We start from the raw sequence: 12,732 nt of genomic DNA on the forward strand, positions 1-12,732 counted from the left end.
TTTAGCTGGAATGGAAGAGTCAGAATATATAATAGCTATAAATAAAGACAAGGCGGCACCTATTTTTGGAGTAGCAGATTTAGGATTAGTAACTGATCTGGGAAAAACAGTTACTTACTTGGTTGAAGAGATTAAAAAGGCAAAGGCGGAAAAATAGTAAATTAAGGTTCAAGTTTAATTTAACTTGAACCTCAAATTTCAAGTAATCTTATATAATATTTAAAGTTTTTAAAGCTTCTTTTGCCATTTCTTCACGTTTAGGTAGATTTTTACTCTCTTTCATATCTAAGTTAATAGCAAAACTATATATCCTATCATCTTTTTCTATCCAACCAACAAACCATCCGATAGGAATTTTTATATTTGAAGTCCCCCAACCAGTCTTTCCATGCAGGGTCCAATCCTCAGTTTTTTCTAAAATTGTTATTTCTTGAACTTGTTTTTGGATATCTTTACTGTATGGCAATTCACTATTTGCTAATTTAGTTAATAATTCACATTGCTCTATTGCGCTAATTTTTAAAGGTCCTCTTAACCAAAATTGATCAACTTCTTTTCCAATTTTTTTATTTCCAAAATTTAGTTTATTGATTTCTTCTTGCATTTTTTTTACTCCGATTTTTCTTGCTAGTAATTGATAAGCTGGAACTTGTGAAACCTTAATAGCGTATCTCAAATTTGAATCTTGAGCCCAACTTTTTAAAAATACTTTCTCACCATTATATTTATAAAAAATATCATCTACATTTTTTACAGCTCCAGTATTTAAGGCAATGAGAGAACTATAAATTTTAAAAGTAGAAGCTGGGTAAAATTGTACTTCAGCTCTTTTTTTATTATAACCAGTGAAGCTATTATTTTCGCTGTCATAAAGTACAAAAGTTCCTTCTAATTTATTTTTTTCAAATATTTCTTTAATTTTTTTATTTTCAGTAAAATTTAAAGCTAGTAATTGAAGTGATAAAATTAGAAAAATACTTAAAATATAAAACACTCTTTTCCTCATAATTTAAAATGAACTCCTTTTTATTTTTTTGCTCTTTAGCATACCATATAATTGGTGAATTGTAAATCTTTTAACAATAAATTATTTTAGATAATTTTTATGTTTATTAGTTGATAATATTGCTATTAAATAGGTCTAATAAATATTTTAATATAAAATTATTAATGAATAATATTTTTAAATGTTATTTTTATAACAATTTATAAATCTCGTATTCTAAATAGAATACGAGATTTATTTTATTGATTTTACTAATAATTTCCCAAAATATTAAAATTGCTTTACTAAAACCGAGAATTAAAATATATAAATACGAGATATAGAAATAATAAAAAAATCATACAATAAATAAAAAATAAAATTATTAAAGTATGATTTAAAAATTATCTTTCTAATAAAATTATTATAGGGTTTATTTTAATATTTTTCTAGCTTCTCTAAATCTTTGAAAAGCTGTGAATAAAACCATCCCTGTAAATATATTTATAACAAGTCCAGCGTTCTCTTTTAAAAGTATTATTAAACTCAACATTAAGAAACCTTCAGTTCTTTCGGCTAATCCAGCTTGATAATAGAATGTTTTTTCTCCTTTATTTTCAGCCAATGGCCCCGTTGTTAAAAATATTGTCATTGATATGATAATACTTATTGCTAATATAAGGGATATAAAGCTAAATTCACTATATTTATATGCAACTCCTAATATAACTGCACCCTCAACCATTCTGTCAAAAGTGATATCCATTACAGTTCCAAATGCTGATGAAGATTTTGTTTTTCTAGCTATTGTTCCATCTACAGCATCCAAATATCCAGAAAACCATAGTACCAAAACTGCTAGAACATTGAATCCAAAAACAACCAATCCCCCACTAAAAACTCCTAATAACATAGCTATTATTGTAACCGCATTTGCACTTAAATCAAATTTCATAGCTATTTCTGCTCCAACTCCTATCAATGGTTGAATATACCTTCTACAATGTGTATCTAACATCTATTTTTGCTCTCCTATTAATATTTTTTCATTGTCACTATATGCAAGAGACACCTCATCTCCCACTTCATATAAAAATTCTTTTTCTTCCACTAAAGTCACTTTTTCATTTCCTAAAGCAACAACCACTGAATATCCTCCCATTTTAAAATTTATTTCACGTACTATTCCTTTTAATTTTGAGTTTTTTACAATCTTGATACTCTTTCCCCTAAGAGCGACAAATTTATATTCACCTATATCATATTGAAAAACTTTTTCAAATATTTCTTTTGAAAATATATTTTCCACAGCCAGTAATTTTGCAGTGTAAACACTTTTAGGTTTATTGTATAAATCTTTGGGCGTTCCATAGTCTAAAAGCTCACCTTTAAACATAATTCCAATTTTATTGGATAAATAAAAAGCCTCTTCCCTATCGTGTGTTACAAATATAATTGTAATTTTTAACCTTTCATGAAGTTTTTTTACCATTTTTTGCATTTTATCTCTTAAATTAAAATCTAAAGCTGAAAAAGGTTCATCCATTAATAAAAGTTTAGGACGAGTTACTATTGCTCTTGCTATAGATACTCTCTGCTTTTCACCACCACTCAGCTCATTGGGAAATCTTTTTTCTTTTCCTACCAAGTCCATCTCAAGCAGAGTATTTTTTACTCTTTTTTCAATTTCATCCTTAGAAATTTTCTTTATTTTTAATCCAAAAGCTATGTTTTCCCAAACATTTAAGTGAGGAAGAAGTAAATCACTTTGAAAAACCATTGCTACTTCTCCATCTTTTATCACTCTACTGGGAGTTTTACCATCTATTATTATCTCACCACTGAAGTCCTTATCCAATCCTGCCACTAAGTTTAAAAGCGTGGACTTCCCTGATCCCGATTGTCCCAATATTCCGATAAATTCGCCATTCTCTATAGAAATATTAATATCCTTCAGTGAAAACTCAGAAAAAAACTTAGATACTCCTTTTATTTCTATCATTTATTGTTCTCTCTTTCTATAAATATTTTTTATTATTAAGTTTACTAAAAGAACTAACAAGTATGTAAATGAAACGTATATAACACTATATACTGTTCCATTAGTAACACCGCCATCAACTAAGTATGGCATCATTAAAATTGGAAGTGTCATAATCTGCCCTCCTCCAATTATAAAAGTTACTAAATATTGAGCTAATGAAATAACAATAACCAGAGACATTCCAACCAAAAATGATGGATAAATTATAGGTAAAGTAATTTTAAAAAAACGTTCCATAGCATCTGCTCCTAAGACCTTTCCCAAATTTATATAATCTTTATTTAATGTCACATATCCTGCTCTCATACTTTGAATATAGTAAGGCATTGTTGTTACACTATGAACAATAGCAACCCCCAATATTGTTTCTATTAAATTTAATTTTATAAATGCAAACTGAATTCCCATTGTACTGACCATTGTCGGAATAATTAGTGGAAGAATAATTAAAAACTCTATAAACTTCTTTCCTCTAAAATTTTCTCTGGCCATAAAAGAAGCTATTGGAGTTCCAATTATAAAATTTATAAACATTGTTAGTATAACAATTAAAAGTGTTGTTAGTAGGCTATCATAGGTTTTTCCAGAATTTAACACATATTTCCACATCTTAAAATTCATACTATTTAAAAATATTCCAATGAAAGGTAATAAAAATATTAGAGATAGTAAAAAATATATAATCCATAAAAATAATTTTTTCATTTTACCACTCTCTTTCTTGAAATTTTGTAAAGAACTTTAAAGCTAAGCACATTATTCCACCAAATAGTAAGCTTATACTTGAAATTAAAATATTCATAACCATTATTTTTCCTCTTAATCCTAAATTACCTTTTGTATATGTATCAAATACTAAAACAGAAAGTACTCTGGGATGAGTAACACCTAAAATATATGGCGTTTCAAATGCGGCAAAAAGATAGGTTAAAACTATAAAGAAACTGATACTCAAAGTTGGAAAAATCAATGGAAAAACTATTTTTCTAAAAAAAGTAATATTATTCAAGTTATATAATTTTCCCAAAGAATCCCATTTTCTATCAATTCTAAAAACTGTAGGGAGACTCATCATAGTCATAAATGGTAAAGCTTTCCAAACATAGGTCAATATTATTCCAACTCCATTATGGTCATTTGTTAATATTGGAAACTGATTTACTGAGGATATCATACCTATTTTTAACAGAAAGTTGTTAATTATCCCTCTTCTCATAAGTAAAAGTAAAATTCCATATGCACTGACTAAATATGGTACAAATACAGGTGCTTCAATGACTTTTTGGAAAAATTTTGTATAAAAATATCCTTTTCTTTTGCTTAAAAAAACCAGAAACACAACAACTATTGTTAGTATAAACGCAAGAAAAGAAGATATAGTATTTATTTTTACTGTATATATTAAACTATTATAAAACTCTTTTGAAGAAAGTATATCTCTATAATAATCTAGAGTAAAGTATGATTTTGTTAGAATTCTATTATATCCTAATGAGGTCATAAGAACATAATAAAGACCGTAAAGAAAGAAAAATGATATATATAATAAAAATGGTATTATATAAATAAATTTTTTAATTCTTTCCAACGTTCTCCGCCCACCCCTCTTCTATAATTGTTAATTTATCGGGAGTTAATTCCATAACTCTCTTCTTCTGTAACACTTCTGGTGAGGGAATCTTCCCACTTTTATTTAAATCAGAAAATTGTTTTACAACCTCTGGAGATAATTTTTTCATATCTAAAATGTTAAAATCTCCCCAATTTTTAGGTTCTTGTTTTAGTAGTTGTATTTCTGGTGATACCAATTCATTGATTACCGCCAAGGCTCCATCTTTATTTTGAGCATTTGTAGGTATAGCTAAATAGTGATTATTAAACAGTGTTCCTTTATCTAGTAAGAAACTTTCTGATGTTTCTGGGTAATCTCCCGACTCTATTTTAGAATTTACTTTATTTATAGTGTAACCCATAGTTACATCAACTTCGCCAGCTGAATAAAGAAGATCCAATTTTCCTTCGGACTCCGGATAAGTTTCACCTTTTCTCCATAAATACGGTTCTATATCATTAAAATAATTCCAAACCACATCTAAGTTTTGCTTAAACTCTTCAGGGGTCATATTTTGAATATTATCATATCCTAACATATCAATTACTATATTTCTAACAAAAGCACTTCCAGTAAAGTTACTCGTATTTGGATAAGTAAATCTTCCTGGATTTCTTTTTACATATTCTGTTAAAGTTTCCCAGCCAGTAAATGGAATTCCACCATTTTTGGTATCGTATATAAAATTGAACTGGGCCTCTCCAAATGGAACCTCTAAACCATTGATATCCTCTCCGAAATCTTTAATTGTCGTACTTTCTTTTAACAAATCTCTATTTTTAATATTTCCTAAAGTGTTCTCCGTTAAAACTCCAGCATCTTTTAAAGCTTTAAAATTTTCACCATTTACCCATAAAACATCTATAACGCCATTTTTTTTTTCAGCTTGTTTTTCAACTATTAATTTATTCACAACATCTTTTATATCCACAATAGGTACTCTTTTCAAATTTATATTCTCATTTTTCAATATTTTAGGAGCTACGACATCATCCATAAAAGCGTTAATCTCTTTAGAACCTCCCCACATATATATATTCACATCTTCATTCTTTTTTTTACCACAACTTGTTAGTGCCCCAAGAATTAGCAATGAAAATGCAAGTAGTTTAAATTTCTTTCTCATTTTAAAATCCTCCTCAAGAATTCTTTTTCGCTTTTTTTGCTATTATTTTTGTTATTATAGTTAGTCCTAAAAATATGAGTGATGCTATTATCGACATTTTAACTGCTGTTTTCATATCTCCTGAAGCAACAGCTCCTGCTAAAAGTACAAACACAGATGTTCCTGGTAAAATAAATACTATTGATAACATTGAATATTGAATAAAATTAATCGGTGTCAACCCATAAACATAGTTTTGAATCCCAAAAGGAAATATTGGTAGTAGTCTTGTTATTGCAAGAATAAACCAACCGTCATTTTTCACGCCTTCATTTATTTTTTTAAAAATCTCCGTATTTCCAAATTTTTCCTCAATAGGTTTTCTAGCTATATATCTTGCTATTAAAAATGATAGAGATAATCCTAATCCTGCACCAATAACCGTATATATAATTCCCATTAGAGCTCCAAAAATTATTCCACCAACCAAAGTCAAAGGTAAAGTCGAAATACAAGTTGTTGTTACAACTGTGTATAATCCAATATATGCTAAGGGGCCCCACATACCTAAACTTTTAATCAATATTTCTAGTTTTTGTCTATCTCTTAAATATTCTAAAGCCCCAGATTTTACTATTCCCATTATAATAACCATTAAAATACACAATATTACTACTGCTTTTATTGGACTTTTTTTTCGATTCATCTGACTCTCCTGCGCTTATTAAGCTCAATTTTCGATTTATATCTTGTCAACCACTGTTTTAATGGTCCCATATTTCTTTTTTTTGCTTTCAATTTTTCATATTTATCACCAAATATTAAATCAACTATATGAACAGCATCTGCTCCTCCATTTTCCATAGATTCTCTACATGCCGCACAATAGGTTACCATATGTCCCGTTGTTGTTTCACTGGCTCTTCTATTCATAACTTTTTTTGCTACTTCTGGGACTGCAGGAACAACCATTCCTCCAAAACCACAACATCTTGTTTTTTCCCTAGAATTTTTTAATTCTTCCACTTCATATCCTAATTTTTTCATAGTCCATCGAATTCCATCATGAATTTTTGTTTGATTTCTAGTCGGGCATGAATCATGTATATTAAACTTTATATCAGCACCTTTTCCTATACCAACTTGGAACTCAGGTAATCCTATTTCTGGCAATAGCTCCCATAGTGATACCACATTTTGTTTTGCATATGCACCAAATATTTCATAACATGATTGACATGCAACAATAACCGTTTCTGCTCCAACTTTATCTAATTCTAGTTGAACCGAATAAAATCTCTCGCTAAAGAGCTCATCTTGTCCCAATGATTTGGTTGGTTTTCCACAACACTTTAATATGGACCCAACTTCACCATTCAATCGATTTTGTAGATGATCCATAATACTTCCAATAGCAACAGAATCATATGAGGGTAAAGAACATCCAGGAAAAAAAATATATTTTGTCTTTTTTCCATTTGGTGCACTATTTGTTGTATTAAATAATTTTGAATATCCTAAATATTGATGTGCTTCTATAGCCTTGTGCCCTTTCATTGGGGATTTACCTCCACTATCCCTAATATATTCACTTCTGAAGTTACTAAAGTTTGTCTTTAAATCTAAATTTTTGGGACACTTTAAAGTACATTGATTACACATATTACATGAGTAAGCTATTTTAGGATTCATATTTTTATAACCTTTTTCTAGATATTCTGCAAATAAATTCTTCGGACAGTCTGTATAGTCATTTAACATACTACATTCTTTCATACAGAGTTTGCATTCGCATTTTAGACATCTATTTGCCTCTTTTCTTGCTTCTTCTGCTGTAAATCCAAAATTTTCACCATTTACTATTTTAGGAACTATTCTTTTATTTTTTTCAGAAGAATTCCACCCTTCAGGCAAAAATTCTGTTGGTAAATACAATTTTGTTTGATAAACTCCTTCAGCCTCTAAAAATCGCCCCTCTTTTAAGCTTTTTCCAGTTAAATATCTATCTATTGACTTAGCTGCTCTTCTTCCCTCTGACATAGCTTCTACAACAATACGCGCATTTGCACAATTTCCAGCAACATAAACTTTTTCATTATCTACTAACTGTAAAGTTAATTCATCAAATCTAAGTCTTCTTTCTGCCTCTTCACCCGTAGCAATTAATATTGCATCATACTCTTTTTCCAATTCTTCAAATAATATATCTTTTCCAATTTCAACTGATAACTGAATATTAACTCCCAATTTTTCTAAGAGAGAATATTCTCTATCTATTACTGCTCTTGGAAGTTTGTATTCAGGAATTCTAATCCTCATCATTCCACCAAGCTCAGATGCTTTGTCAAATATTGTAACTGTATATCCTTCTTTTATTAAGTCTATTGCTCCTTGAGCTCCTGCTGGTCCAGCCCCAACTATAGCTACTTTTTTCCCATTTTTATTTTTTACACTTAAGTCCCAATCCTCTTCATTATCAAAATTATCCGCTGCATATCTTTTTAAAGTAGCAATCGCTATAGATGATCCCTCTTCCGCTCTTCTACAATTTTGTTCACAAGGATGAGCACAAATTCTTCCAAGTGTTCCTGGTAAAAAAAGTGTTTCTCTTATAGTTCTTATTGCTTCCTTTCCCTTTCCTTCGCCAATTAACCTTACATAAGTTTTAACATCTGTATTCATTGGGCAACTACTCTTGCAGGTAGTTTCTGAAGCTCCCATACAATTTTCAACAATATTTTTCATCTTTTCTTCTTTCTAAAATTTTATTTTTCACTATTGTATATTATACTCTTTTTATCTGTAATATTAAATAAATCTTTTTTATTTTTACTCGTTAATCTCATTAGACAAAAAAAGATTGGATAAATTTTTTAATATCATCCAATCTTTCTTCATTATTTTTTTATCTTATCTATTATCTCTTCTATAGATTGTTTTCCAAAAGATATGTCTGTATCATCTATAATTAACGCCGGAACTCCCATAATATTGTATTTATCTTTTAATTCTGGAAATGCAAAAATATCTATCATTTCAGCATGAACATTTGAATTTTCAATAGCTAGTCTTTGTGCTCCTGTAACTACCTCTGGACAAAGCGAACAAGAAAGTGAAACTGCAATTTTAAGTTTTACCTTTTTATTTACACTTTGAATTTTTTGTTTTAATTCTTCACTCAACTCCTGTCCTGGCCCAGCTATATTGTATAGAGCTAAAATGAAAGAGTTCAGCTCGTGCCCACTTGGAAGCCCAGAAAACTTAACTCCCCTAAAATTATCATTATTATCCAAAATAGCAATAGTTGGAGAACAATCTAGCTCTATTTTTTCTTCTAATTCAGAATTTTCACCTTTTTTATAAATTTCTAGAGAGACTTTATTGGAAAGTTCACATATTTCATTCAAGAATCCTCTAATATTTATCGAAAGATCGTTATCATTTATTACAGCTACTATTTTTATCTCGTTTTGGAATCTTTCAAAAATATTTTTCAGTTGCGAAACTATCCCTTCATCTAAAAACTTAGAATCAGAATCTCTACCGGAGATATCTGAAGTTTTTGGATGTTCCTTTTCCTCTTTTTTGATTCCTAAAGATTCTCTTTTCTCTTCAATAATTTTTTCTAAAACTGTTGCAGCTAAAGCTCCATCAGCAACCGCTGTAACAACTTGCCTCAATCTTTTTGGTCTAACATCTCCAACAGCGTATACATCTTTAACATTTGTTTCTAAATTTTCGTCAGTTATAATATATCCCTGAGAATCTAAATTTACATGATTTTTAAATAAGTCACTTTGTGGCTTATACCCAATGAAAACAAAAACACCAAAAGATTCATTATTTGGAGCATTATATTCCCAAGTAGTATTTGTTAAATTATCTTTAAAAATAGCTTTTCTAAGTTTCGTATCACCGATTACTTCAATAAGTTGCGAATTGAACTTTACCTCAATTTTTGGATGTTTTAAAACTTTTTCAGCTATAGATTTAGCACATGTAAACTCAGGCTCTCTGGCTATAATTGTCACTTTTCTTGCAAATTTAGTTAAAAATATAGCCTCTTCGGCTGCAGCAAACCCAGCTCCAATAACAAAAACATCAAGACCAGTAAAAAATTCTCCATCACAAGTAGCACAATATGCAACACCTCTACCCGTATACTCATCTTCTCCAGGGAACCCTAACTTTCTTGGATTTGCTCCTGTAGCGATAATAACACTTAACGCTCTATAAACTCCAGAAGTAGTTTCAATTTCCTTAATTTCTTCCTTGAAGTTTATATTTGTAACTTCAGATTTTAGAAATTCAACACCAAATCCAATCGCTTGTTCTTTCATCTGTTCTCCCAGATGGTGCCCAGAGATTTCTTTAATTCCAGGATAATTTACAACTTCAGAAGTAGTAGTGATTTGCCCTCCAACCCCAGATTTTTCTATAATTAAAACATCCATCTGAGCTCTACCGGCATATATCCCAGCCGATAAGCCCGCTGGTCCTCCTCCAATAACAATTAAATCATATATCTTACTCATAGTTCACCTCTCAATTTTAGTATATATATCATTAAAAATTGAAAGGCACTTAATAGTGCCTTTCCAAAGAGTTTAAATTTTTCCAACTAAATCTAAAGATGGTTTTAAAGTTTCTGAACCTGGTTTCCATTTTGCAGGACAAACTTCTCCACCATGCTCAGCAACAAATTGAGCAGCCTGAACTTTTCTTAAAAGTTCAGTAGCATCTCTTCCGATTCCTAAATCATGGATTTCATATGCTACTATTTTTCCTTCAGGATTTACAACAAAGCTTCCTCTTAGAGCTAATCCCTCTTCTGGAATTAAAACACCAAACATCTCTGATATTTTTCTTGTAGGATCTGCTACCATAGGATACTGTATTTTCTTTATAGTATCAGAAGTATCATGCCATGCTTTATGAACAAAGTGAGTATCAGTTGAAACAGAATAGATTTCACAATTAATCTCTTTAAACTTAGCATAGTTATCAGCTAAATCTCCTAACTCTGTAGGACAAACAAAAGTGAAGTCTGCTGGATAAAAGAAGAAAACTGACCATTTCCCTTTTATAGATTCATTAGTAACCTCAACAAACTTGTTATTGTGGTACGCTTGTGCTTTAAACTCTCCAATATTTTTTCCTATTAATGACATATAATAACCTCCTATATATTTATAATTATTTTCTTTTTGTAATCATTACAATATAATAATACTATACTTTACTTATATTGTCAATATTTTATTTAAAAATATTTTGATAATAAAAATATTATCTAAAGTTTATTCGGTAGAAATTACTATTTTCCTTTTTATTTTTTATAAAAAATGAAAAAATTAATATTCTGGATTTACATGAACCATACAATGTTTAGCGTCAGAAAAAGATTCCTCTATCTTTGTATGCACTCTCTCAGCTATTGTATGAGCTTCACTAAGTGAGATATTTCCATCTACAGAAATTTCCAAATCTATATAAAATTTAGCTCCAAAAATTCTAGTTTTTAAGGAATCAATCCCTTTAACACCAACTTCTTCTAAAGTTAATCTCTTTATCTCCTCAACAATCTTTTCATCACATGACACATCTACAATTTTCTCAACAGCATCTTTAGCTATGTCATATGAAACTTTTAATATTATAATAGCTATAATTATGGCTGCTAAAGGATCTAGTATTCGGAAGCCGATAATAGAACCACCAATACCAATTAAACTCCCAATTGAAGAAAAAGCATCTGATCTATGGTGCCAAGCATCTGCCATAAGAGATGGCGAATTTATTTTTTTAGCTGAATTTCGAGTATACCAATACATCCATTCTTTGACAAGAATAGATAACATAGCAGCTATAAGTGCCAAAATTCCGGGAGCAGGTAAGTCCTCACTAAGTGCTTTTTCTATTCTTCCAATTCCTTCATAACCAATTCCTAATCCAGTTAATCCAAGTAATACAGCTAAAAATATAGCCACTATACACTCTAATTTTTCATGTCCATATTGATGCTTTTCATCAATATTTTGTCCACCAATTTTTACACCAATAATAACGATAAATGTACTAAATACATCACTAGCAGAATGAATTGCATCCGATATCATCGCCCCTGAATTAGCTAATATACCTGCCATTAACTTAATTATAAAAAGTAACATATTTATAAAAATACTAACTTTTGAAACTTTCATTGCAATCTTACTTCCATTCTTTAACTGTTCGTCATCTAAAATATTACTCACCTTCCCTTTTATAAAAAAATATAAAAAAGGACAATAATTTTCCTCATAGAAAAATCGTTGTCCCATGATTTTTAATCTCACTGCATCAATTAAGACGCCCGGCAAATTAGCCTGATCAACTTTAGAAGAGTATAACCTATCTATATCACAAAATCAAGTAATAATTTAATAATTTTCCGATCTCACTTCAAAAAAGCTTTTTGAATATGAACATACTTCACAATTTTCAGGAGCTTTTTTTCCCATAACTAGATGTCCACAATTTATACATTCCCACATAGTTTCATCTGCTTTTTCAAAAACAGCTTTCATTTCCACATTATTTAAAAGTTTACGGTATCTTTCTTCATGAGCTTTTTCTATTTTAGCTACAGCTCTAAACTTTTTAGCAAGCTCATAGAAACCTTCTTCCTCTGCTTCTTTAGCAAACTTACTATACATATCTGTCCATTCATAATTTTCACCTTCAGCTGCATGTAAAAGATTTTCACTAGTATCTCCAAGCATTCCTAATTCTTTAAACCACAATTTAGAATGTTCTCTCTCATTATCAGCAGTTTTTATAAATAAATGATGAATTTGTTCATACCCTTCTGATTTTGCAACTTCTGAATAAAATGTATATTTATTTCTGGCCAGTGATTCTCCAGCTAAAGCCTCTAGTAAATTTTTTTCAGTTTTTGTTCCTGCATATTTATTAGTAGATTCCTCATTTTTTTTCTCTTCTAT

Annotated in this window: 12 protein-coding genes and 1 pseudogene; 1 reads left to right on the top strand and 12 read right to left on the bottom strand. The window is 29.8% G+C overall.

Annotation, left to right across the window (positions count from 1 at the left end):
- Window positions 1-157, top strand: a pseudogene (locus tag ACWI69_RS00505) (electron transfer flavoprotein subunit alpha/FixB family protein); the annotation flags it as partial.
- Window positions 158-208: 51 nt separating this feature from the next.
- Here the strand turns inward: ACWI69_RS00505 and blaOXA are convergent.
- The 12 genes from blaOXA to rbr all read right to left on the bottom strand — a co-directional run bounded on the left by blaOXA (window position 209) and on the right by rbr (window position 12,732).
- A complete protein-coding gene (gene blaOXA, locus ACWI69_RS00510) occupies window positions 209-1,006 on the bottom strand; it encodes a class D beta-lactamase (RefSeq protein ID WP_448819914.1) in 798 nt (265 codons plus the stop codon).
- 412 nt (window positions 1,007-1,418) lie between these two features.
- The gene (locus ACWI69_RS00515; protein ID WP_448819915.1) at window positions 1,419-2,003 is read right to left on the bottom strand and encodes a CDP-alcohol phosphatidyltransferase family protein; all 585 of its coding nucleotides are present in this window, start codon (window positions 2,001-2,003) and stop codon (window positions 1,419-1,421) included.
- Window positions 2,004-2,987: an ABC transporter ATP-binding protein gene (locus ACWI69_RS00520; RefSeq protein ID WP_448819916.1), complete on the bottom strand. Its 984-nt coding sequence runs from the start codon at window positions 2,985-2,987 to the stop codon at window positions 2,004-2,006.
- The gene (locus tag ACWI69_RS00525; RefSeq protein ID WP_448819917.1) at window positions 2,988-3,650 is read right to left on the bottom strand and encodes an ABC transporter permease; all 663 of its coding nucleotides are present in this window, start codon (window positions 3,648-3,650) and stop codon (window positions 2,988-2,990) included. It abuts the gene before it with no gap.
- An 85-nt stretch (window positions 3,651-3,735) separates the two neighbouring features.
- On the bottom strand, window positions 3,736-4,617 hold the full coding sequence (locus ACWI69_RS00530) for an ABC transporter permease (RefSeq protein WP_448819918.1): 882 nt from the start codon (window positions 4,615-4,617) through the stop codon (window positions 3,736-3,738).
- Window positions 4,604-5,767 carry an ABC transporter substrate-binding protein gene (locus ACWI69_RS00535; RefSeq protein WP_448819919.1) on the bottom strand — a complete coding sequence of 388 codons (1,164 nt, stop codon included), beginning with the start codon at window positions 5,765-5,767 and terminating at the stop codon, window positions 4,604-4,606. Before ACWI69_RS00535 ends, ACWI69_RS00530 begins: the two co-directional genes overlap by 14 nt.
- A 13-nt stretch (window positions 5,768-5,780) precedes the next feature.
- The gene (locus tag ACWI69_RS00540; protein ID WP_448819920.1) at window positions 5,781-6,452 is read right to left on the bottom strand and encodes a TVP38/TMEM64 family protein; all 672 of its coding nucleotides are present in this window, start codon (window positions 6,450-6,452) and stop codon (window positions 5,781-5,783) included.
- A complete protein-coding gene (locus ACWI69_RS00545; RefSeq protein ID WP_448819921.1) occupies window positions 6,449-8,491 on the bottom strand; it encodes a heterodisulfide reductase-related iron-sulfur binding cluster in 2,043 nt (680 codons plus the stop codon). Before ACWI69_RS00545 ends, ACWI69_RS00540 begins: the two co-directional genes overlap by 4 nt.
- A gap of 152 nt (window positions 8,492-8,643) precedes the next feature.
- Window positions 8,644-10,281 carry an FAD-dependent oxidoreductase gene (locus tag ACWI69_RS00550; RefSeq protein WP_448819922.1) on the bottom strand — a complete coding sequence of 546 codons (1,638 nt, stop codon included), beginning with the start codon at window positions 10,279-10,281 and terminating at the stop codon, window positions 8,644-8,646.
- A gap of 72 nt (window positions 10,282-10,353) precedes the next feature.
- Complete coding sequence (ahpC, locus tag ACWI69_RS00555) at window positions 10,354-10,917, bottom strand: alkyl hydroperoxide reductase subunit C (RefSeq protein ID WP_448819923.1); 564 nt, start codon at window positions 10,915-10,917, stop codon at window positions 10,354-10,356.
- A gap of 183 nt (window positions 10,918-11,100) precedes the next feature.
- On the bottom strand, window positions 11,101-12,003 hold the full coding sequence (locus tag ACWI69_RS00560; protein WP_448819924.1) for a cation diffusion facilitator family transporter: 903 nt from the start codon (window positions 12,001-12,003) through the stop codon (window positions 11,101-11,103).
- A 165-nt stretch (window positions 12,004-12,168) separates the two neighbouring features.
- A complete protein-coding gene (rbr, locus tag ACWI69_RS00565; protein ID WP_448820011.1) occupies window positions 12,169-12,732 on the bottom strand; it encodes a rubrerythrin in 564 nt (187 codons plus the stop codon).

The sequence above is a fragment of the Cetobacterium sp. genome, assembly GCF_977044495.1.

Bases quoted from the DNA above. Each gene is read 5' to 3' on its own strand.
- blaOXA (WP_448819914.1), bottom strand. From the start codon at position 1,006: ATGAGGAAAAGAGTGTTTTATATTTTAAGTATTTTTCTAATTTTATCA.
- ACWI69_RS00515 (WP_448819915.1), bottom strand. From the start codon at position 2,003: ATGTTAGATACACATTGTAGAAGGTATATTCAACCATTGATAGGAGTT.
- ACWI69_RS00520 (WP_448819916.1), bottom strand. From the start codon at position 2,987: ATGATAGAAATAAAAGGAGTATCTAAGTTTTTTTCTGAGTTTTCACTG.
- ACWI69_RS00525 (WP_448819917.1), bottom strand. From the start codon at position 3,650: ATGAATTTTAAGATGTGGAAATATGTGTTAAATTCTGGAAAAACCTAT.
- ACWI69_RS00535 (WP_448819919.1), bottom strand. From the start codon at position 5,767: ATGAGAAAGAAATTTAAACTACTTGCATTTTCATTGCTAATTCTTGGG.
- ACWI69_RS00540 (WP_448819920.1), bottom strand. From the start codon at position 6,452: ATGAATCGAAAAAAAAGTCCAATAAAAGCAGTAGTAATATTGTGTATT.
- ACWI69_RS00545 (WP_448819921.1), bottom strand. From the start codon at position 8,491: ATGAAAAATATTGTTGAAAATTGTATGGGAGCTTCAGAAACTACCTGC.
- ACWI69_RS00550 (WP_448819922.1), bottom strand. From the start codon at position 10,281: ATGAGTAAGATATATGATTTAATTGTTATTGGAGGAGGACCAGCGGGC.
- ahpC (WP_448819923.1), bottom strand. From the start codon at position 10,917: ATGTCATTAATAGGAAAAAATATTGGAGAGTTTAAAGCACAAGCGTAC.